Origin of the sequence: Labilibaculum manganireducens (assembly GCF_002843385.1) — a bacterium.
In the GTDB taxonomy this organism is placed as follows: domain Bacteria; phylum Bacteroidota; class Bacteroidia; order Bacteroidales; family Marinifilaceae; genus Labilibaculum; species Labilibaculum manganireducens.
In genome coordinates, this window is the sequence record NZ_MVDE01000010.1 from 82,448 (window position 1) to 105,444 (window position 22,997).

Genomic DNA, 22,997 nt, shown 5'->3' on the forward strand with positions numbered 1-22,997 from the left:
AAATGAAAAAACTTCTACTCTTAATCACTGTTTTCTTTACAATCGTTTTTACCGGACAAGCACAAAGACGGGTTATTCTTCACCACCAAGGTACTGCAAGTATGTACAATACAATCAGTACTGCCATAACAGCATCTGCAGCAGGCGATACCATTTACATTTCGGCCGGTAACTTTATCGAAAATCTTCACATTAACAAAGAACTCACAATATTTGGTGCCGGACATCATCCAACCACTACTGCAGCAACAGGAATAACAGAAGTTTCGGGTGTTATTTATGTTAGAGCCGGTGCCATAAAAGGCAAAATAGAAGGTGTTTACTGCGATGATATCGATATGGCTGGTTACAATGCCTCAGATCTAACAGGATATACCATTAGCCGGTGCAACATGAGAAACATTACCTTACCCACAACCATTACTTTTTCATCATCATTTATAGTTTCAGAATGTATTTTCCGAGGCAATATCAACATCAATAATTGTACGACCTATATTTTCGAAAAAAACATAATTTCCACTGGATATGTTCAAAACGCAAAATTTGGATTATTCTCAAACAACATATTTTTACATGGTGCAGTAAATTACCAGTGTTATAACTGCGCTGAATGTACTCTTGAAAGTAATATTATTTATTACAATGGAACAACCACTGCAGATTTACTCAGAAACTGCAACAACATAACACTGCACAAAAATCTTATCATCAGCAACTACGATTACCAAACTAACCCAATAGCCGACAATACTTTTACCAGTAATCAAATCGTAGCAGCATCAAACGGCGCATCTGTTTTTACAAGTTGGGACGGGAGCACAACAATTTACGCTTACGATTTTGATTTGCATTTACAGGCTCCTTACGACGCTATTAACGGAGACGATGGAACTCAAATCGGAATTTACGGAACCAAAGACAATTTAGATAATCCAACTCCTTACAAAAACAATTGTGCACCTGTTATTCCATTAATCGAAGAAAAAACCATATCAAGAACAACCAATACCGATGGCGATCTTCCAATTCAATTTAAAATCTCAGCTCAAAACAGATAAATATGAAAAAAGTAATTCTATTACTATTGCTTTTTTCAATTACGCATACTCTTTACTCCCAAAACATTGACAAGTATGAATACTGGTTCGATGATAATTTTACATCTCGAATATCAGTTACAGAAACGGGAGTTGCAACACTTGAATTAAGCAATAATACAATCACTACCGGCTTATCCAATGGTTTTCACTCTGTCCATTTCAGGTTCAGAGATGATTCCAAAAGATGGTCTGTGCCAGTAACTGATTTTTTCAGGAAATATCCTGACGGAACAGTTGCGGTCACCCGCAATATTTCGAAGTTTGAATATTGGATAGACGATGATTTTGCCAGTCGGATCGTCTCAGCCATTCCTGTGACAAACATTGCCAATCTCAATCAGGTGATGGATACAAAAAGTTTGGCTGCAGGCTTTCATTCCATTCATTTTCGCTTTTGCGATGATTCAAAGCAATGGAGTACTCCGGTAACATCATTCTTTCGAAAATACGAAATTGGAACAGAAAGTATCGTTCGGAAAATTAATGGTTTTGAATACTGGATTGATGATAATTTCGCAGACAGACATGCTTCGGCAATTCCTGTTACCGGCATCGCCAATCTGAATCAGGTGATGGATACAAAAACCTTAGCAACCGGATTCCATTCCATACACTTTCGCTTTCGCGATGATTCAAAGCAATGGAGCACTCCTGCAACTTCTTTTTTCAGAAAATACGAAATTGGAACAGAAAGTATCGTTCGAAAAATTAATGGTTTTGAATACTGGATAGATGATGATTTCAGCAATCGAATTGCCTCATCTTTGCCTTTAACCGATACTGCTGTAATCAATCAGGTTTTGGACACCAAACTGCTGGCAAGTGGCTTTCATTCCATACACATGCGCTTCAAAGATGATTCGAATCAATGGAGCGTTCCAGCGACATCTTTTATTCGAAAATATGGCAGCAATTCCGGAATTATTGCCCGAAAAATTACTTCGTACCGATATTGGTTTAATGATGATGTAACAAGTATCAAACAAATTGATTTAAGTGAATCGATTACTCCATTCACCTTGTCAGAATCCATTCATCTTGATCATCTTCCTATTGGAGACAATCAGCTCATTCATGTTCAATTCCTTGATGACACCAAACAGTGGAGCGTTGCAACTACCGATACAATTAATAGGTTAGCTCGGGTTGTTGCCAATTTCATCGCCGACAAAACAGAAAGCTGCGGACCAACAGATGTACAATTCACCAACAACTCAACCGACGGGGAAACTTACCTTTGGGATTTTGGTGACGGAAGTACAAGTACCGAAGAAAATCCTCTGCACACTTACGATACAGCTGGTTCGTTTACCGTATCATTAACAGCAACCAATGATACCTATTCCTTATCAGATGTTTCAAGCATGACAGATTTGATTAGCATACATGCAATACCAACAGTTGATTTGGGTGCTGATGTGCAAATCTGCGAAGGCAGCGAACACACTTTTAGTGCAGCCGATAATTTTGCGCAGTATTTCTGGAACAATACAGAAGGTACAAATGAATTGATCGCTTCCGCGGAAGGAGATTACACCCTAAAAGTGGTGGACAACAACGGATGCGAAGCTACTGACGTGGCAAATCTTTCCTTCCATACTGCTCCATCGGTTGATTTGGGTGCTGATGTGCAAATCTGCGAAGGCAGCGAACATACTTTTAGTGCAGCCGATAATTTTGCGCAGTATTTATGGAACAATACAGAAGGTACAAACGAGTTAATCGCTTCCGCGGAAGGAGATTACACCCTGAAAGTGGTGGACAACAACGGATGCGAAGCGACAGATGTGGTAAATCTTTCCTTCCACACTGCACCATCGGTTGATTTGGGCTCCGATATCAAAATCTGCGAAGGCAGTGAACACACTTTTAGTGCAGTGGATAATTTCGTTCACTACTTCTGGAACAATGCAGAAGGTACGAACGAATTGATCGCTTCCGAAGAAGGAGATTATACTCTGAAAGTGATTGATGCCAACGGATGCGAAGCGACAGATGTGGTTAATCTTTCCTTCCACACTGCACCATCGGTTGACTTAGGGGCCGATGTGCAAATCTGCGAAGGCAGTGAACATTCTTTTAGTGTGGCGGATAATTTTGCGCAGTATTTCTGGAACAATGTAGAAGGCACAAATGAGCTGATCGCTTCGGCGGAAGGAGATTACACCCTAAAAGTGGTGGACAACAACGGATGCGAAGCGACAGATGTGGTAAATCTTTCCTTCCACACTGCACCATCGGTTGATTTGGGCTCCGATATCAAAATCTGCGAAGGCAGTGAACACACTTTTAGTGCAGTGGATAATTTCGTTCACTACTTCTGGAACAATGCAGAAGGCACAAATGAGCTGATCGCTTCGTCGGAAGGAGATTACACCCTAAAAGTGGTGGACAACAACGGATGCGAAGCGACAGATGTGGTAAATCTTTCTTTCCATACTGCTCCATCTGTTGACTTAGGGGCCGATGTGAAAATCTGCGAAGGCAGTGAACATTCTTTTAGTGTGGCGGATAATTTTGCGCAGTATTTCTGGAACAATACAGAAGGTACAAACGAATTGATCGCTTCGGCGGAAGGAGATTATACTCTGAAAGTGGTGGATACCAATGGATGTGAGGCAACTGACGTGGCAAATCTTTCTTTCCATACTGCTCCATCTGTTGACTTAGGGGCCGATGTGCAAATCTGCGAAGGCAGTGAACATTCTTTTAGTGTGGCGGATAATTTTGCGCAGTATTTCTGGAACAATACAGAAGGTACAAACGAATTGATCGCTTCGGCGGAAGGAGATTATACTTTGAAAGTGGTGGATACCAATGGTTGCGAAGCAACGGATGCGGCGACTCTTACCTTTAATGAAAGTCCGGATATTAATTTAGGTGACGATATTGATCTTTGCGAGGGTGAAACTCATACTTTTACGGTTTCGGATGACTACGCTCACTACTTTTGGAACAATGTGGAAGGAACATATGCACATGAAATCGGTTCAACCGGCACCTGCGCTCTTCGTGTGGAAAACAGCAATGGCTGTTCGGCTGCCGATCAAGTATTAGTAACCGTTCATGATTTACCGGAAATTCCTGTCGCAACTTACATCGATGGCGTACTGTATTCAACCTCTGCCACAGAATACCAATGGTATCGCAACAACGAAATGCAGAATGGAACCACCAATCAGGAATTCTCGCCGTCGCTGGATGGAAATTATTCCGTAGAGGTTTGGAATCAGTATGGATGTAAATCAGAAATATCCGAACAGGTAGAAGTCATTTTGGTGGGAATCGAAGAGCTTATCAAAAAGAACATCTCCATTTATCCGAACCCAACAAAAGGAAAGTTGGTGATCGATTTGCATGAAAATTTCAATTACTCAACCAACATACAGGTAAAACTGTTCGATTCAGCCGGAAAACTAATCTTGTACAAACAACTGGAACCAACAACCACTCTAGACTTGACAAGTTATCCGGCAGGATTGTATTTTGTTCACTTTATCAACCAAAACGAAGCTGTCAGCTTCAAAATTGTTAAACAATGATGTAGTAGAAGTACATTTTAGTTAGAGGGAAGGGAATCTGTTTGTAACGGGTTCCCTTTTTATTTACGATCTCAATTGCATACAGCAAAGGCTTCACAAAATTCTGTATCGAAACAAACTCAACACCTATTCCGCAATTATTGATTGTTAAATGTATCTGCCTTTTTGGGTTTCAAATCGGCATGCAATTATTAAAACTTTTCGATTTTTTTCGCCCGCCATGGCTCTCAACTTATTCGAAATAATATACTCAGCTTAATAATTAATCAATAAAACTGATAAATTAGATTACTCAGATAAATTTAATACAAGTCATCTTAATGAATGATAATATCAGATGAAAAAACAACTGTTTCCGATGAGAAAAAGAAATATTCAGATGACATCTGAATAGATTATTTATTCAGCAGACAGTATAATTTTATTTGCAGACAGCATCATTCATTCAGCTGAGCATACAATCTGTTACGCAAATACTCTCGTTTATTCTTCTGATATAGTAATAATATCAGCAAAATAATATAAAACCTTGCCTTGATGTTGAAGGATGTTTTTTAGAAGCTTTAGCTAAAGGAATCACTCCAATAAACAATAATTTGATTGATTTAATAAAATTTGATTATTGTTTTTGTATTTTTAAAATCAATTCAGAACCAAAAAGAAAAAACCAGACAGGTTAACAAATAAACTGTAAATAAACCTGTCTGGTTTAAACAATAACTAACCAAAACAAAATGCCGTCAGCAACGATTCCTTTAGAATATGATACTTACTATCACATTTATAATCGTGGTATTGATGGATGTAATTTGTATCGGGAGACAGATGATTACAAGCACTTCCTAAAACTTTACTAGAAGTATATTGAGCCTGTTGCAGATACCTTTGCCTGGGTTTTAATGCCTAATCATTTTCATTTACTGATTAGAATAAAATCGGAGAAAGAAATTGGGATTTACAAACATTTAAACTCTAACGGGTCTAAAGACTCCGTCAGGTTTCAAACCCAACCGGATGAAAACCTGTCAGAGTTCGAAGAACCTGATAGAGTTGGTATCAAAAAGCCAAATCCCACAAAACACTTTTCACATCTTTTTAATGCCTGCTCCAAATACATTAATAAAAAGTACCAGCGAACAGGATCCCTTTTCGAACGCCCTTTTAAAAGAAAACTTGTGGATGACGAAACTTATTTCCGAACACTGGTCTTATACATCCACAACAACCCAATCCATCATGGATTTACGGATATTGCTGTGGACTATCCGTGGAGCAGCTATCTGACTTGTTTATCGGGCAAACCGACCAATCTGAAACGAAAAGAAGTAATTGAATGGTTCGATGATGAAACAAATTTTAAATATATGCATCTGCAACAGGTCGATTTTATCGAGATGGATGACTGGTTGGAAATCTAATTCTTCATCTCTTACAACTCTGACGGGTCTAAAGACTCCGTCAGGTTTCACAAAAAAAGACCCGTCCGAAAACAATCGAGCGAGTCTTTCAACTTGTAGTTAATGGTGTGATTAATTTTGTTTCTCCAATCTCTCGGTTAGCTTTTTAATGATTTGTTTAGCGTCCCCAACGATACCCAAATCAGCAACCTGAAAAATTGGTGCGTGTTTGTCTTTGTTTACGGCAATAATCAAGTCGGAATCTTCCATACCGGCAACATGCTGAATGGCTCCTGAAATACCGAATGCAAAGTACAAATCGGGACGAACAGTTTTCCCTGTTTGTCCTACCTGACGGTCGTGACCAATGTAACCGGCATCAACCATGGCACGGGAAGCCGAAACTTCCGCATTCAATGTGTTTGCCAATGCATCCATTGCCTCAAAACCTTCTTTATTACCAATTCCACGTCCACCTGAAACCAAAATTCTGGCTTCGGTAATATCAATTAAATTGTTGTCTTCCTTTACGGTTTCCAACAATTTCACACGAAACTTAGCAGCATTGAATTTCACCTCGTAGTTCACGATAGCTCCGGTACGACTTTCGTCAGCATCCATGGCAAACAATACTCCCGGACGAACCGTTCCCATTTGCGGACGATGGTTTTTACAAACAATAGTCGCCATAAGGTTACCTCCGAAAGCAGGACGGGTCATTAGCATTTCGCCATTTTCACCAATCTCAATTTTGGTACAATCAGCTGTTAAACCAGTGCCAACGCGGGCCGAAACTCTTGGCCCCAAATCACGCCCCAAAGTGGTTGCCCCGATAAATAAAGATTCCGGTTTTCTTTCGTTGATAATCTGGCAAATTGCCTGTGTATATGGTTCTGTAGTATATTCTTTTAATTCTGGGGCATCAACAACAATCACCTCATCGGCACCACGGGCAATTAAGCTCTGTGCCTGATCAGTAATCTGATGTCCCAATAGCATTGCGTACACTTTGTCGTTCAACTCATCAGCCAGCTTTCTGGCCTGTCCAAGCAACTCTAAAGCTACGTTCTGAATGATGCCTTCACGTTGTTCGATAAAAACGTAAATGCCTTTGTATTCCTCTAATTTCATGATCAATTACGAATAAGTAATTACGAATAAATAATTACGAATTACGGAAACTTTTACAATTGGTTTATCAATTTCAAATGACAGTCTAAAACCAACATCTGCTTGACAACTCGTAATTCGTAATTTATAATTGGTAATTGTTTCTAGTTTAGAATGAATTTCTCTTTTAATTTCTTGATGATGATTCCTACAGCCTCATCAGTACCAACTTCGTAAAGCTCGCCTGCAGGTTTCAAACCACGGGCAAATGCTTTGTGTACGCTTGTTGGTGATCCTTTTAATCCCAGATCTTTCTCATCAACTTCAATTTCGTTGAATCCCCAAACCTCAACCTCTTTTTGATAGGCATCAACAATGCCGCCAACATTCATGTAACGGGGTGTATTTGCCGATGAAAGAACGGTTACTACACAAGGGGCTTCTACCTCCAGCATTTGGTATCCGTCTTCGATATGACGTTTCATTGTGAACGTTTTATCTCCGTCGAATTTTAAATCTTCCAAATAAGATACCTGGGGCAAATCCAAATGCTCAGCAATTTGAGGACCTACCTGAGCAGTATCACCATCAATCGCCTGACGGCCTGTGATTAAAAGATCAAAATCAATCTTCCGTAATGCACCTGCCAAAGCATGCGAAGTAGCCAAAGTATCTGCTCCTGCAAATTTCCGGTCAGTTAAATGGATCGCACGATCAACTCCCATAGCGTAAGCTTCACGAAGAATTAAATCGGCCTGAGGAGGCCCCATGGTAATTACGGTAACATGAGCTCCTTTTTCATCTTTTAACTGCAATGCCATTTCCAAACCACTCTTATCATCAGGGTTCATAATGCTTGGCACACCGTCACGGATCAAAGTTCCCGTAATCGGATCAATTTTTATTTCGGTTGTATCCGGTACCTGTTTAATACAGACAACTATTTTCATTTCTTTTCTTTTTATTGGGATTGTAGGGACACGACATGTTGTGTCCTTAAATCGTTTCGTGTTAAACGGACACGACATGTCGTGTCCCTACGAATAATTAAATCCTTATTTTAACATATTGGCTGAAATCACCATTCTCTGAACTTCTGATGTTCCTTCGTAGATTTCGGTGATTTTTGCATCGCGCATCATACGTTCCACCGGATATTCTCTGGTATAACCATATCCTCCGTGAAGTTGAACTGCCTTATTGGTTACTTCCATGGCAGTTTCGGCAGCGTACAATTTAGCCATTGCAGCATCAACCGAATAAGGAAGTTTAGCATCTTTTTTGTAAGCCGCTTTGCGAACCAGCATACGCGAAGCTTCCGTTTTGGTATTCATATCAGCCAACTGAAATTGTGTATTCTGAAAGGCAGAAATCGGACGCCCGAACTGCTTTCTTTCTTTCACATATTTCACTGTTTCGTTGATAGCTCCCTGAGCAATGCCCAAAGCCTGAGCCGCGATACCAATACGTCCGCCATCCAAGGTTTTCATAGCAATACCGAAACCTTTACTCAATTTACCCAACATGTTTTCCTTAGGAACAATACAATTTTCGAATACCAATTCGCAGGTTGCAGATCCGCGGATACCCATTTTCTTTTCTTTCTTTCCGATAGAAAAACCAGGAGTTCCCTTCTCAATGATAAAAGCAGTGATCCCACGTGTACCTTGTGATTTATCAGTCATTGCCAAAATCACATAAACGTGAGCAAATTCTGCATTGGTAATAAATATTTTACTTCCGTTGATGATATAATTATCGCCATCTTCAACTGCGGTTGTCTGTTGTCCTGCAGCATCGGTACCTGCGTTAGGTTCAGTCAAACCAAAAGCACCAATCCACTCTCCGGATGCAAGCTTAGGAAGGTATTTTTGCTTTTGTGCCTCTGTTCCGTGCTCCAAAATAGGAGCCGCACACAATGATGTGTGAGCCGATACAATAACCCCTGTAGTTGCACATACAGCAGATAACTCTTCAACGGCCATCGAGTACATTACATTACTGCCGCCTGCACCACCATATTGCTTTGGAATAGGAATGCCCATAATTCCAATTTTGGCCATCTTCTCTACTGTCTCAATCGGAAAACGCTCCAAATCGTCCACTTCAGCAGCCAAAGGTTTCACTTCATTCTCAGCAAAATCCTTAATCATTTGCTGGAATAATTCCTGTTCTTTTGTTAAGCTAAAATTCATTCTTTTCAGATAATAGTAATTAGTCGTTAGAAATTAGTATCAGACCCACCATGCTATTTCGGGTAATGTGTTACCCAAACAATGTTGAATACCTGTGGAATTAACGCTGTCAGGAGCTTCGCACTCTGACTGGTTAAACCTATTTTCAGGTTCAACTTGACACTAGTAGTTAGTACTATAAATAAACTTTGTCTTGTACCAACTACTATAAACTAATTACTCAGTACTATTTAAACATTTTTCAAAATAATTGCAGTACCCATTCCGCCTCCGATACAAAGTGAAGCCAATCCGTATTCTTTGCCGGAACGTTTCATTTCGTGAATTAAACTTACGGTAATACGGGTTCCTGAGGCTCCAATTGGGTGACCTAAAGCGATAGCTCCTCCGTTCACATTGCATCTTTCAGCAAAGAAATCAGCATCAACAGCGTGATCTTCACACAATTGTTTTACTACTCCCAATGATTGAGCCGCAAAAGCTTCGTTCAATTCCAACACTTGCATTTGTTCCAATTTCATATTCGCTTTCTTCAATGCACTTGCAATTGCAGGAACAGGTCCCATCCCCATAATTGCAGGATCAACACCACCTTGTCCGGTAGCCACAATCTCTGCAAGAGGAGTTAAACCAAACTCTTTAACAGCTTCTTCCGAAGCAACCAGTACAAAAGCAGCACCGTCATTTATACCCGATGCATTGCCTGCAGTTACCGTTCCATCCTTTTTAAAAGCGGGACGCAAACCAGCTAATTTTTCAGCGCTGGTGCCACGATTAATGAATTCATCCGCATCAAAAATGATTGTTTCTCTGCGGGATTTTATCTCTACAGGAACAATTTCATTCTTAAAATTTCCCTTATCCTGAGCGGCCATTGCTTTTTGCTGAGAAGCAAAAGAAAAAGCATCCTGCTCTTCGCGCGTTAAGTTATATTTAGCCGCAATGTTTTCTGCTGTAATTCCCATGTGGTATCCTTCAAAAGCATCTGTTAAACCATCAAAAACCATGTGGTCAACTGCTTTCAAATCCATCATTTTGTGTCCGCCGCGAACTGTGCCCGGCATTACAAAACCAGCATCCGACATGTTCTCGGTTCCTCCGGCAAGTATCAAATTCGCTTCACCGGCTTTAATGTTCGCATAGGCCAAATTGATTGTTTTCATACCTGAACCACAAATCATGTTGATTCCGTAAGCAGGAACTTCCTGAGGAATACCAGCTTTAATGGAAGCCTGACGGGCAATCCCCTGACCTTGACCAGCCATAAGGATATTACCAACAACAACCTCATCAATTTTAGCCGCATCAACGCCGGTTTCGTCAATGATGTTCTTGATTACTGTGGCTGCCAAATCAGTGGCTTTAACAGGAGTTAATGCTCCTAAAAATTTCCCGATTGCAGTTCGCTTGGCTGCAACAATATATACTTTGCTCATAATATTCGTATTTAGTACATAGTATTAAGTAGTGAGTACCAAGAATAACTGGCAGTACGTCTTGATACTGAAATCTTGCTACTTGCTATTATTAATTTTTACGCATTTCAATTAAATCCTCAGCAATAATTAATTTTGCATCGGTAGCTTCCTGAATTTGCTCAATGGTAAATAAAGGATTGATCTCTTTTAAAAGAATTCCTTCCGGAACGATATCCATAACACCCATTTCTGTGATAATCATGTTTACCTGACCTGCTGCAGTTAATGGAAGATTACAATCCGTCATGATTTTATGACTTCCGCGTGCAGTATGTTCCATAGCAAGAATCACACGCTTGGCTCCAACGATCAAATCCATAGCTCCTCCCATTCCCGGAGTTTTTTTGCCTGGAATAATCCAGTTTGCTAAATTTCCTTTTTCGTCTACCTGAAGGGCTCCCAAAATAGTAACATCAACATGACCACCTCTAATAATTCCAAAAGAAACAGAACTATCGAAACTGCTGGCACCATTTTTACAAGTAATAAATCCACCTCCGGCATTCACAAAATCAGGGTCTTCATCTCCTTCAGCAGGAGCAACACCCATCCCCAACAATCCGTTTTCCGATTGTAAAATCACATTCACATCTTCAGGAACGTAATTTGGGATAATTGTTGGCAATCCAATTCCAAGATTTACTACATCACCATTGTGTAATTCGAGAGCAGCTCTCCTGGCAATTACCTCTCTGATTTCATTTTTATCCATGTCTTTTGAGTAATAAGTAGTTAGTTATCAGTAACTAGTTTTTAGACTTTAGTAACCAGTTCTACCAGCGACTAAGTACTAGCGACTCTGTACTATTTATTTAATCTTCTGCTTAATTCCTGAGCTGCGTATGATGCAACATCATCGGCATATTTATTCATTCCAAAACCGGCATCGTAACCCAATTCTTTTGCCAACTCATGAGAAATCCGCGGTCCGCCGCAAATTAAAATTACTTTCTCGCGCAATCCTTCAGCTTCCATTAGCTCAACCAGATCTACCAAATTCTTAATGTGAACATCTTTTTGAGTAACTGTTTGTGATACCAAAAGAACATCTGCTTCGAATTCTATTGCTTTCGCGATAAACTCTTCGTTTGGCACCTGACTTCCCATGTTTAAAGCTTCCATCATTTCGTAACGCTCCAAACCGTAATGTCCGGCAAAACCTTTCATATTCATTATGGCATCGATTCCAACAGTATGCGCATCGGAACCTGTACTGGCACCTAATACACGAATCGAACGACCAATGTTTTCTTTAATGAAATCATCCGTTTCGTGCATATCCATAGCCGTTGCTTCCACTTTAGGAACAGTAATTCCTGTAAAATCGACCGTATGAATACAATTTCCATAACAATTGAAAAATGTAAACCCTTTCATTAACTCTTGAACATACACCACCTGAGGATTTTCGAAACCCATTTTCCTCATCATCTGCTTGGCTGCTTCAATTGCCTCATCACCTTTGGCTACCGGCAAAGTAAAACTCACCTGAGTTTTACCATCGTTCATGGTATCGCCGTAAGGCTTGATCTTAGTTAGATCAAGTGTTTTATCAAATTCGTTGGAATCGGTTGAATAAAGACCTCCACTCATTTTTTTGTCTCCTTTATATTTTAAATATCAAATGCAATCGCAGCCGTGTCTTTTAACACCCCCCTAATCCCCCCTGAAAGGGTGACTTTCCGACTCCAAAAACACAAATCTTTGGACTTGATACTTTGTACTTTATACTTGTTACTTCTTATGCAATAATTCAATAAACGGATTGAAGTAGTTGCTTCCTTTTTCTACAACTCCAGCTAAACCTTTACCGCCGTTTTTTGGACGTTTGATATCAGCGAAAATCCCTTTTTCAAGTGCTGTGAACAATCCTTCCTTTTCGATTTTCTCAACCAATTCAGTTGCATCATCCAAAACTTTTGCTGCTCGCTGACGAATAATTCCCCCCTCTTTAAATTCCATTTCGTCGCCAATACTCTTCATGTTGTTGAAAATGTACTTTGCATTCTCAATAGAAAGATATCTGTCGGACATGAATGGTGTATGAATTGCTTCGGTAAGCATTCCCAGCAACTGAATTCCTTGTCCGGTCCATATTGAAATTTGATTGAATAATGCATCCTGAACATGACCTTTAAAAACATTTCCAGTCATGAATTTTGTTGGTGGCATATATTTTAGAGGCGCTTTCGGAAAAATTTCCCTGATCATTTGCGCTTGTGCCAATTCATAAAGGAAACCATTTTCCAAATCGGGAGTCATCTCAAAAGCATGCCCCAATCCCATTTGCTCTTCAGGAATACCGGCAACCAATGCCAACTGCTCATTAATAAAATCGGAAGCCAACACTGTATGAGCCTCATCAAATGCATCAGCAGTTGTCAGGTAATTATCTTCTCCGGTGTTAATAATTACACCTGCAAAACCATTCAGTAATCTTGAGAAATACTGATCGACAATCGTACGCTGCATGTTGATATCGCGGAAAAGGATACCGTACAATGCATCGTTCAACATCACATCTAAACCTTCAATTGCTCCCATTGCTGCAATTTCGGGCATGCACAAACCAGAACAGTAGTTACACAAACGAATGTAACGGCCTTCCTCTTCGCCCACCTTATCCAATGCAGTACGCATAATTCGGAAGTTCTCCTGAGTTGCTACAGTTCCACCAAAACCTTCGGTGGTTGCTCCATAAGGAACGTAATCCAACAAACTTTGTCCGGTAGTTCGGATTACTGCAATAATATCAGCACCCTGACGAGCAGCTGCCTCAGCCTGAACAACATCTTCGTAGATATTTCCTGTAGCCACAATCACGTACAAATAAGGTTTAGCACCTTCGCCAATTGTATTCAGGTAGTTATCTCTTTTCGCTTTGCGATCCTTAATCACCTGTATGCTTTTTATCACAAAAGGTTGAATTGCCTGGTGAATTTCCTCGGTTGCATGAACTGGAATTGTTGTTAAGTCCAATTCTCCAACAGCGATTTTTTCTGCAATTTCCTGTGGGTTTAAACCTGTTTCCAAAACAGCATTTCCCAAAAAGAACATTACACCTTCGCTCAAAACTCCTTTTTCCTGAAGTACATCAACAACAACATTTGGTAGTGGCACCTCGTTGTTATCAACTCCATCGATTCCCAAAAGACGACACAAAGTACGCTCAACTGCAACAGTTGAGTAGTTGTCTACGAATTTTTGAACATCGTCTGCAATTCGCTTCGACACCTCTTTGGCGTATCCAACTTTTTTAAAGTCAAGACCTAGTTTACTCCTCATCATTTCTTCCTAATTATGATTTAAGAATTATGAATTATAAATAAAGAAATGCTATCACACAATTCATCATTTATAACTAACAACTCATAATTTATTCTTACTCGCTAATTGGTTCTGCGCCCGATCAATAATCTCTTTATCGATTCCCAATAAAGAAGCAATCCGAAGCGCTTCGTGAGGAACTTCCCCTTCAAGATCCTCCACCAATGAATAATCCATATAACTGTTAATATTTTTGTGGGTGATTACATTTGCACCCAAATCCTTATCCAGACCTTTCACCCGAAGTTTTCTGAACTTGGATTTCAATCCACTGTAATGTGTGGTAATAACACTTCTAATTTTCCCTTCATAAAAAATATCCGCTACAGCATTTACAATAGCTAATCCTTCAACCGGATTTGTTGTCCGAGCCAATTCATCAATCAAAACCAAAACATTTTTATGGCTTTTAGAATCTTTTACCATACGGCTCACATTCAACATTTCCGAGGCGAAAGAAGACAAGCCATTCAATTCTGATTGCTCGTCGCCAACCGATATCATTACTTGATCAACAATGCTGATTTGTGCCGATGCAGCCGGAACAAAAAAGCCAAACTGAAACAAATACTGACAAAGAGCAAGTGTTTTTAACACCACCGTTTTCCCAGCCATATTTGCTCCTGTAATTACACAAACCGAACTTTCAAGCTCAATATCTATAGCCTGGTAATCTTTATTCTGGTTTGCCAGTTCATTTTTAATCATGGGGTTAAACAAGCCCCGATATATTGTATTTCCTTCTGAAACAGTCGCTTTACTAAAATTCCATTTTTTGGCCTGAACCGCTTTCGCGATTAATAAATCCAAATGAGCAAGTTGCTGTAATGCATTTGCTAAACCGGCTCCGTGTAAAGAGATTTTAGAACATAGATCCTCTCGAACCTTTGCCTCAATTGCCTGTGATTTGCTGAATAAAGCTTCAATCTCAAAATCAGAATCACCATTCTTACTCTTAGCTAATTTCAACTCTTTTCGAGCTTCGGCCAATTCCTCTGAGTAATTATCGTAGATGTAAAAAGATGGAATTTTTGTATTTTGAGGATCCAACAATCGAATCAATTCACTCAAATCTTGAATTTCCAGAAAACTCTGCTTTTCTTCTTTTTGAAGCTCAACAATTTCCTGAGCTAATAAAGCAAATACCTTAATTTCGAACAACTCAACATCATCAAGAACTAAATTCCCCAGCAAATTATTCACGCTTCCGCGTATATCACGGCAATGCATTAATTTGTTCTGAATTTTAAAAATCAAATCTGAGTTAAGATCCAAAATTTGCACCAGCTGATCAACTAGGTTCAATTCTGTAGCAATTTCATTTTTGCAACACATCATTTTCGAATCCAGCAGGCAGCGTCTTCCCATTGGGGATCTTAAATCAAGATCCTCCATTAGAAATTGCAATCCGCTTGTGTGTGCTACTATTTTTCGAAACATTACTACAATTTTTTTATATCGTACACGGGAACATTTACCTTTTCCTGCAATGCATTTTTCAACTCATCCGAATTTAATCGGTAACCATCGGGCGAAACAGGATTGATCGTAATTGCCAATAAATTGGTTTTATTCAATACCTGCATTCTTCCTCCTCGCTTTACAAAAGCATAATAGGTTTCAGGACTGGCGAAAACCCTTGTAAAATCCCTGACAATCAGCTTTATTTCAGAAATCTGTTTCTGATTCTTCAAAAAATCTAAAAACTGATCGGTTACAGCGCCACTCACAAAAAAGCAATTGCCATGCTGAAAAAGCTTATCTTTTTCTTTTTGAATCAACAAAACAGAACTAATTCCAGTATCCTGAAACTTGCCTTCCGAATCGATCGCCCAAATGCCATTATCTACTTCAGATAATTGAGTTTTCAATTTCATTTCAATTTCCGGCAACTGAATCAAATCATACACATACTTAGTTTTGTAAACCAATTGCGTAATATTTGCCGAAAGAGCTGCTCCTGTTGCCAAAATCATGGCCTCGGTTACAGCTGGTGATCCTATACTTTTGCGGGATAAAGCACCATCAACAATGCACAGCTCTACACCTTTATTTTTTAAATCAGCAATTAACTCCTTAATGGAATGATTGCTAACCGGTCCCGATAAAAGAACCTTGCCTTTAGTTAAAGCTTTTGCGCTTACCAACCGACCTAAACTGGTTGATTGACGGGATACATCTATCACTTCAGATATCAGCTTTCGCTGTTTGTAATGCAATTCCGAAGTCACAAATATCATCCCTTCGCTAAGCTCAATTTCCGGCTTATTTGTTTGTGTAACCTGATCACGGTTTTCACCATCAATACCAATCGACGTAAGTGCAATTTGTTTACGGCTGTCCCGAAGCCGGGACAGCACATAATTCAAACACTCGGTTTTTCCGGTATTTTTTTCAAGTCCAACAATCGAAAGACTACTATATTTATCTATGTCGTTAAGAAACGGCATCTATCTTTTTATTTCGGTCTTTTCTCGACAAATGATCTGGCTCTATAGATAACTTATCTCCATTTAGTAGTGACGCAACTCCTTCATGTTTCTCATTCATAGCACAATCAGGACAAGCACATTTATTATCGTAATGAGAAGGTTCAGTATAGGTTGTTATCACTCCTTCAAAATTCCTCATCACCACTTTTCCAGGACTCTGAGAAATTACATATTGAGGCATCACCGGAGTTTTGCCACCACCACCCGGAGCATCAACCACAAAAGTTGGTACTGCAAAACCAGAAGTATGACCACGAAGATTTTCAATAATCTCAATTCCCTTTGAAACCGGAGTTCTGAAATGCTCCAATCCCATCGAAAGATCGCACTGATAAATGTAGTAAGGACGAACTCTGTTCATTACCAGGTTGTGCATTAACTTTTTCATGATGTGAACACAATCATTCACCCCTTTTAAAAGTACCGATTGGTTTCCTAAAGGAATCCCTGCATTTGCCATGCGGGCCAATGCATTTTTTGAATCCTCAGTCATCTCGTCGGAGTGATTAAAATGAGTATTCAGCCAAATTGGATGATATTTACTCAACATTTTCACCAAATTATCGGTAATACGTTGTGGCAAAACAACAGGAGTACGTGTTCCAATACGAATAATCTCAACATGAGGAATAGCTCGTAAACGGCTGATAATATATTCTAATTTATCATCGCTGATCAACAAAGCATCCCCACCTGAAAGAACAACATCTCTTACCTGCGGCGTATTTGCGATGTACTCAATTGCTTTCTCGATATTATCCTGAGGAGTTGAAGCATCGGACTGTCCGGCAAAACGACGGCGGGTACAATGACGGCAATACATCGAACACATATCAGTTATCAGAAACAAAACACGATCCGGATAACGGTGAGTTAAACCAGGAACAGGAGAATCTTCATCCTCATGCAATGGATCCAAAAGATCTGCCGGAGAATGATATACTTCTGCGGCTGTTGGAATTGCCTGCTTACGAACCGGACAATTTGGGTTATTCTGATCAATAAGAGTCATGTAATATGGAGTAATAGCCATACGCAATGATGCCAATGATCTGCGAACTCCTTCTTCTTCCTCTTCAGTCAAACTAATGTATTTCTTTAACTGATCCAATGTTTCAATACGGTTACGCACCTGCCATTTCCAGTCATTCCACTGAATATCGGTTACCTCAGGAAACATATCTCTTCGTCTGTCGTTGTTAGTCATTACACATATAATTTTTCGAACAATTCTCTAATTCCTTTTGAATTTCTGATAATATCTAATGTTAGGTCGGCATGTCCAATTGCATAACCATTTCCAACAATCATATCAACATCTTTACCCACACCCTCTGCTCCAAGAGCAGCTTTACTAAACGATGTGGCCATTGAGAAGAAATAAACGCATCCTCTGTCTTTAGTGATTAGGATTGATGACATTTCGGTAGAAGCAACATTTACATTGTTGATTACTACATCGCATCCTTCTTCACCTGTAATTTCGGTTACGCTTGCGTAAACATTCATGACATCGGTAGCGTCACCCACAATAACATCAGTTGCTAATCCAAGATCTTTAATTCGCTGTGCGTTTTCTTTAGAATATTCCACAACAATTACTTTTCCTTTTGTCCCAACTTTCTGCATTGCCTGATAGCAGCAAAGCACACCCGATTTTCCACCACCACCGATGATACAAACCGTGTCGCCTTCTTTCACCAAACGATCTACCTGAGCAGGAGCACCGGCAACATCAAGAGCTGCCAAAGCCAATTTCTCGGGCAAGTCTGTTGGAAGAACAGCATACAAACCACTCGCAAAAAGAATAGCCTGAGCTTCTGCATCCACCTGATCGTTAGAAAGATTAATATTTGTAATCTTTTCGATCTTGAGAGGAGTTAATGACAAAGAAACCAATGTAGCTATCTTATCACCAACCTTTAAATCCTGATTTGGAAAGTTAGGACCAACTTCCTTAACAGTTCCAATCAACATTCCACCAGAACCCGTTACCGGATTTTGCATTTTACCACGCTCAGCAACAATAGAGAGAATCATTTCTTCCATTTTTGCTTTATCAGCATCACAAGCACCCTTAATCTGAGTAAAACTTGCCGAATCGATATTCAATGTTTGAACATCAATCAAAACCTCATTGTCGTAAATCGACATGCTGTTATCCAACTTTTGAGCTGGTTGTGGAAGAGTACCTTTTGGTTCAAGTACTCTGTGTGTTCCGTATTTATTTCCTTTGTTCATTTCTATATTTAGTATTGAGTAAATAGTAATTAGTCTTTAGTAAAATTGATTACCTACCAATTACTTTGTACTAACTACTTTTGCTTTAATCCTAAAATTTCCCGAGCCTCGGCTGGTGTTGCAATCTCGCGGCCTAATTCCTTCGCCAAACGAACTACTTTCTCAACCAACTGACCATTCGATTCTGCTACAACACCTCTTGAGATCATTGTATTGTCTTCAAATCCAACACGCACATGACCACCATCAACAATAGCAGCCGTTGCCAATGGAAATTCAAAACGACCAATACCAGCAACGGTATAAGTTGCATCAGCAGGAATGCTTTCTCTTAAGAAAACAAAGTCGCGAAGAGTACCTGAAATTCCGCCATTCACTCCCATGACAAAATCAAAGTGCATCGGAGATTTAATGAATCCTTTTTTGTGAAGACGAAGAGCCATGTCGATCATCGATTTATCGAACACTTCCAATTCTGGTTTAATTCCTCTCTCAATCATTCTCTCACCGAAATACTTAATGGTATTTTCAGTATTCTCGAAGATCTCATCGCCACCAAAATTCAAAGTACCGCAATCAAGAGTTGCCATTTCCGGGTTCAACTCAGTTGGCTGCAATCTTTCATCGTTGGTCATACCAACAGCTCCACCGGTTGATGGCTGAATAATTACATCAGGATATTTTGCATGAATCGCATCCATCACCATTTTGAAACGATTCTTATCTTGAGTTGGTGTTCCATCATCGGTTCTTACATGAAGATGAATTATACTTGCTCCTGCTTCATAAGCCAAACCTGCTTCACGTACACATTCTTCAACAGTGTAAGGAACATTTGGATTGTGCTCTTTGGTAACTTCTGCGCCACAAATGGCTGCTGTGATGATCAGTTTTTCCATGGCTTATAATTATTTACGTTGAGATTTCTTAGGAGTAACACATGTTCCGACAGCTCTGCAAACTACAACTGGCTCTTCTAGAAAATCAGCTGCTGATTCAGAAATATCTGTTCTTGGCACAATTACTTTGCGGGCTTCGAAAGTCATTTTACGGCTTGAGTTGCCTTCTTTTATAATTTCACCAACTGCTTCGATGTAATCCCCTGCATAAACAGGAGCCAAAAATTCAACATTTTCGTATCCTGCAAACAATCCTTCATCACCATCACGACGGATTAATAATTCTGTTGCTACGTCACCAAATAACTGAAGCATTTTTGCTCCATCAACCAAATTTCCACCATAATGAGCGTCATGAGAACTCATGCGCATTCTTATCATTGCCTTTTCCATTTGTCTATATTAGTTAGTTGTTTACAATAAAATCTACAAAAATAGATGGAGTTTTCACCTCTTCCGGCTTCAGTGTTCCAGCCTCTACCATCTGCTTAGCTTCTACAATTACCAAATCGGCTGCAGTAGCCATTAATGGATTAAAATTCTGAGTAGTTCCTCTATAAGTAAGATTACCCAAAGTATCAGAAATGCTTGCTCCAATCAAAGCTACATCTGCCCGCAAAGGTTTCTCAAGCAAAAACTCTTTTCCATCAACAGTTATAATCTCCTTACCTTCGGCAACCATAGTTCCCAAACCTGTTGGAGTAAGAACTCCACCTAAACCAGCTCCACCAGAACGAACGCGCTCAGCCAAAGTACCCTGAGGACTAAATTCCACTTCTATCTCTCCATTATTCATTTGCTCAATCGTGGCAGGATTTGTTCCAATATGAGAAGTAATCACCTTAACAACCTGTCTGTTGGCAATCAATTTTCCCAGACCTTTATCTGCGAAAGCCGTATCATTACAAATAATTGTTAAATTTTTAACGTTGGAAGAAACGATATGATCGATCATATTATTCGCAGTTCCAACCGAAAGAAATCCTCCGATCATGATGGTCATTCCATCCTGCAGTTTAGCAACTGCCTCTTTTATTGAGATTATCTTGTTCATCAAAAAATAGTTTTTACCGTTTTACCAATAAACTTCTGAAATCAATAAAACAGAAGTCTTTAGTCTATTTACGAAACAAAGATAATTTTTTAAAGCACTGATGGAAACGATTGCAGAGTTCCGTATCAAGACCCATTCTAAATGGCACAAATATGAAACTCTTCAGTCTTTTTATTCATTCTAAACAAGCTTGCAGAAAGGCTCAAAAAGGCAATTTTTGACCATTTTAATGTTGTTATTTTAACATTAGTGTTAATTTTAATCGTTGATTACATAAACTATCACACCAAAAACATGCCGTACAACATATACCTTTTCAACTACTGACACATATGTTTTACAACACTATCTAATATTTTAACGGTTTCTTACAAAAAAACTTCAAATATTAATGCTTACAACTCAACAATCGATTAAATTAAGAGTAAAATCTGCCTATTTAAAGTAACAGCTATTAAAATTATTTTTGGGAGAATCCGAACTTTGCCACAAACTAATTTGTTTGTTTTTTAACAAATGTGCAAGAAACCATACTCTACTCGGCTTCCATCTGTATTTTAGGAATACAGAGCGTAAGAAATTACAATTTCAGGAAAACTATGCTTGTTTGAATATTCGCACTTGTCTGAACCCCAAAACCAGCAATGCCACCAATTTTACAACTTCCATAAGCACGTATATGTGGTGAATTGAATTTTTCTCAGGCACCATTCCCATAATAATTAACTGTGCATGCTGATTTAATTCAGGGAGCAAATATCCCGACTGAGCAACTACAAAAGTGAAAATCGTTAAGCCGGTAAGCACAACAACTTTATCGGTATAATTGATAAACACATAAACCAAAAGCATTGCTGAAAAGAGGCGCTCAATCATATTTAAAGCGCCAAACACATGAACTCCCACATCCAATCCTGTTGGCAGGTCAAGCGACACAGCCCGAAACTTAACCCAGGCTTCCATAAAGCTAATCGCCAATAAAAATCCTACCCAAACGAAGGAAAGCACAAATCCGTATTTTGCTATTTTAGTCATATCTCTTTTTCTTATTTTGAAAGATTAAAAATAAGAAAAAGGATTCTAATTCTTCACTTTTTAGCAGAACTATTACAAACACCAGGAATCAATCGATATAGAAATAATACCAAAACATGCCTTATAAAATGTTTCTTTTCAGCTATATCTTAGTTAAAAAAGATGCATCGTAACATGGCTTTGCTTCGATACAACTAAAAATTAATTCATTTTAATTAGAGTCTATTTTGAAATTAAATTGGTATAAGCAAAAAAGTCCTTTTACATCAGCCACTGAATTTTCTGATAGTAAAAGGACAATACTTTTTAATTTTTTCACTCATTTAAGAGTCTAATTCCTTCTTCCCATATAAATCATTACATAGTAAAGTAATGTTGCCAAGGAAGACAGAGCTGCAATAAAATAAGTATATGCCGCCCATTTCAATGCATCAAAAGCACTTTTCTGTGTTTCATAAGTTGTAATACCTGATGTTTTCAACCAAACCAAGGCTCTTCGACTAGCATCCACCTCTACAGGCAAGGTGATAATACTAAAAAGAGTAGTGCCGGCAAACAGTACTATCCCTGTCAAAAGTAGTTGAGGGAAAGCATTCACCATAACAATTCCAGCCAGAAGCAACCACTGTATCCAATTGGAACTAAAACTAACAATGGGCACTAAAGCCGATCGCATTTGCAGCCATGCATATGCTTCGGCATGTTGAATTGCATGTCCGGTTTCATGCGCAGCTACTGCTGCTGCCGCTATACTTCTACCATGGTAAACATCCTTACTCAGATTAATGGTTTTATTTTCCGGATTGTAATGATCCGATAACTGACCATCAACAGAACCAATCCTTACCCCTCTCACACCATGATCCCTCAACATCTGCTCAACCACCTCGCGTCCTGTCATGCCATTCGCCGCAGGTATTTGAGAATACCTTTTAAATCTTGCTTTTAACTGACTGCTCACAAGCCAGCTCAACAAAGTAAAAGCAATAAATATGATCCAAATTCCTCCCATTACAATTCCTCCAATTAATTTAACTGACATTTCAGATAAAAAACTCAAATTCTCTGCCAAGATTGATTCAAACACATTTCATGTCGATTTGACAGTTATTGCAACACCTTAA

20 protein-coding genes are annotated in these 22,997 nt (G+C 39.2%); 4 read left to right on the plus strand and 16 right to left on the minus strand.

What is annotated here, in order from left to right; genetic code table 11:
• Positions 1-2 precede the first annotated feature (2 nt).
• The 4 genes from BZG01_RS08545 (at position 3) to BZG01_RS08555 (ending at position 6,063) form a co-directional block, all read left to right on the plus strand.
• Positions 3-1,061: a right-handed parallel beta-helix repeat-containing protein gene (locus BZG01_RS08545; RefSeq protein ID WP_101309415.1), complete on the plus strand. Its 1,059-nt coding sequence runs from the start codon at positions 3-5 to the stop codon at positions 1,059-1,061.
• 2 nt (positions 1,062-1,063) lie between these two features.
• Positions 1,064-4,645: a PKD domain-containing protein gene (locus BZG01_RS21975; protein ID WP_101309416.1), complete on the plus strand. Its 3,582-nt coding sequence runs from the start codon at positions 1,064-1,066 to the stop codon at positions 4,643-4,645.
• Between the two features lie 734 nt (positions 4,646-5,379).
• Positions 5,380-5,502 (plus strand): hypothetical protein, encoded by a 123-nt coding sequence (locus BZG01_RS21980; RefSeq protein WP_281256423.1) that lies wholly within the window; start codon positions 5,380-5,382, stop codon positions 5,500-5,502.
• A 42-nt stretch (positions 5,503-5,544) separates the two neighbouring features.
• Positions 5,545-6,063, plus strand: a complete 519-nt coding sequence (locus BZG01_RS08555) for a hypothetical protein (protein ID WP_218973056.1) — start codon at positions 5,545-5,547, stop codon at positions 6,061-6,063.
• A 111-nt stretch (positions 6,064-6,174) separates the two neighbouring features.
• Here BZG01_RS08555 and BZG01_RS08560 read toward each other — a convergent pair whose 3' ends face one another.
• The 16 genes from BZG01_RS08560 to BZG01_RS08635 form a co-directional block, all read right to left on the minus strand.
• Positions 6,175-7,173, minus strand: coding sequence for an electron transfer flavoprotein subunit alpha/FixB family protein (locus BZG01_RS08560; RefSeq protein WP_101309417.1), 999 nt, complete (start codon positions 7,171-7,173; stop codon positions 6,175-6,177).
• A gap of 143 nt (positions 7,174-7,316) precedes the next feature.
• Positions 7,317-8,102 carry an electron transfer flavoprotein subunit beta/FixA family protein gene (locus tag BZG01_RS08565; protein ID WP_101309418.1) on the minus strand — a complete coding sequence of 262 codons (786 nt, stop codon included), beginning with the start codon at positions 8,100-8,102 and terminating at the stop codon, positions 7,317-7,319.
• Positions 8,103-8,207: 105 nt separating this feature from the next.
• On the minus strand, positions 8,208-9,347 hold the full coding sequence (locus BZG01_RS08570; protein WP_101309419.1) for an acyl-CoA dehydrogenase: 1,140 nt from the start codon (positions 9,345-9,347) through the stop codon (positions 8,208-8,210).
• Positions 9,348-9,577: 230 nt separating this feature from the next.
• Complete coding sequence (locus BZG01_RS08575; protein ID WP_101309420.1) at positions 9,578-10,783, minus strand: acetyl-CoA C-acetyltransferase; 1,206 nt, start codon at positions 10,781-10,783, stop codon at positions 9,578-9,580.
• A gap of 91 nt (positions 10,784-10,874) precedes the next feature.
• On the minus strand, positions 10,875-11,537 hold the full coding sequence (locus BZG01_RS08580; protein WP_101309421.1) for a 3-oxoacid CoA-transferase subunit B: 663 nt from the start codon (positions 11,535-11,537) through the stop codon (positions 10,875-10,877).
• A gap of 92 nt (positions 11,538-11,629) precedes the next feature.
• A complete protein-coding gene (gene kamE / locus BZG01_RS08585) occupies positions 11,630-12,418 on the minus strand; it encodes a lysine 5,6-aminomutase subunit beta (protein WP_101309422.1) in 789 nt (262 codons plus the stop codon).
• A 141-nt stretch (positions 12,419-12,559) separates the two neighbouring features.
• Positions 12,560-14,110 carry a lysine 5,6-aminomutase subunit alpha gene (gene kamD / locus BZG01_RS08590; protein ID WP_218973057.1) on the minus strand — a complete coding sequence of 517 codons (1,551 nt, stop codon included), beginning with the start codon at positions 14,108-14,110 and terminating at the stop codon, positions 12,560-12,562.
• An 84-nt stretch (positions 14,111-14,194) separates the two neighbouring features.
• Complete coding sequence (gene kamC / locus BZG01_RS08595) at positions 14,195-15,592, minus strand: lysine 5,6-aminomutase reactivase ATPase KamC (protein WP_101309424.1); 1,398 nt, start codon at positions 15,590-15,592, stop codon at positions 14,195-14,197.
• 2 nt (positions 15,593-15,594) lie between these two features.
• Positions 15,595-16,602 carry a lysine 5,6-aminomutase reactivase subunit KamB gene (gene kamB, locus BZG01_RS08600; protein WP_101309425.1) on the minus strand — a complete coding sequence of 336 codons (1,008 nt, stop codon included), beginning with the start codon at positions 16,600-16,602 and terminating at the stop codon, positions 15,595-15,597.
• On the minus strand, positions 16,589-17,851 hold the full coding sequence (gene kamA / locus BZG01_RS08605) for a lysine 2,3-aminomutase (RefSeq protein WP_101309426.1): 1,263 nt from the start codon (positions 17,849-17,851) through the stop codon (positions 16,589-16,591). The genes kamB and kamA overlap by 14 nt, the downstream gene beginning before the upstream one ends.
• Positions 17,851-18,885 carry an L-erythro-3,5-diaminohexanoate dehydrogenase gene (gene kdd, locus BZG01_RS08610; protein ID WP_180327264.1) on the minus strand — a complete coding sequence of 345 codons (1,035 nt, stop codon included), beginning with the start codon at positions 18,883-18,885 and terminating at the stop codon, positions 17,851-17,853. The genes kamA and kdd overlap by 1 nt, the downstream gene beginning before the upstream one ends.
• Positions 18,886-18,959: 74 nt before the next feature.
• Positions 18,960-19,784, minus strand: coding sequence for a 3-keto-5-aminohexanoate cleavage enzyme (gene kce / locus BZG01_RS08615; protein WP_101309428.1), 825 nt, complete (start codon positions 19,782-19,784; stop codon positions 18,960-18,962).
• Between the two features lie 9 nt (positions 19,785-19,793).
• Positions 19,794-20,177: a 3-aminobutyryl-CoA ammonia lyase gene (gene kal / locus BZG01_RS08620; protein ID WP_101309429.1), complete on the minus strand. Its 384-nt coding sequence runs from the start codon at positions 20,175-20,177 to the stop codon at positions 19,794-19,796.
• A gap of 13 nt (positions 20,178-20,190) precedes the next feature.
• Positions 20,191-20,838 (minus strand): CoA transferase subunit A, encoded by a 648-nt coding sequence (locus tag BZG01_RS08625; protein ID WP_101309430.1) that lies wholly within the window; start codon positions 20,836-20,838, stop codon positions 20,191-20,193.
• A gap of 597 nt (positions 20,839-21,435) precedes the next feature.
• Positions 21,436-21,873, minus strand: a complete 438-nt coding sequence (locus BZG01_RS08630; RefSeq protein WP_101309431.1) for a hypothetical protein — start codon at positions 21,871-21,873, stop codon at positions 21,436-21,438.
• Positions 21,874-22,204: 331 nt separating this feature from the next.
• Positions 22,205-22,960, minus strand: a complete 756-nt coding sequence (locus tag BZG01_RS08635) for a zinc metallopeptidase (protein WP_245870319.1) — start codon at positions 22,958-22,960, stop codon at positions 22,205-22,207.
• Positions 22,961-22,997: the final 37 nt, after the last annotated feature.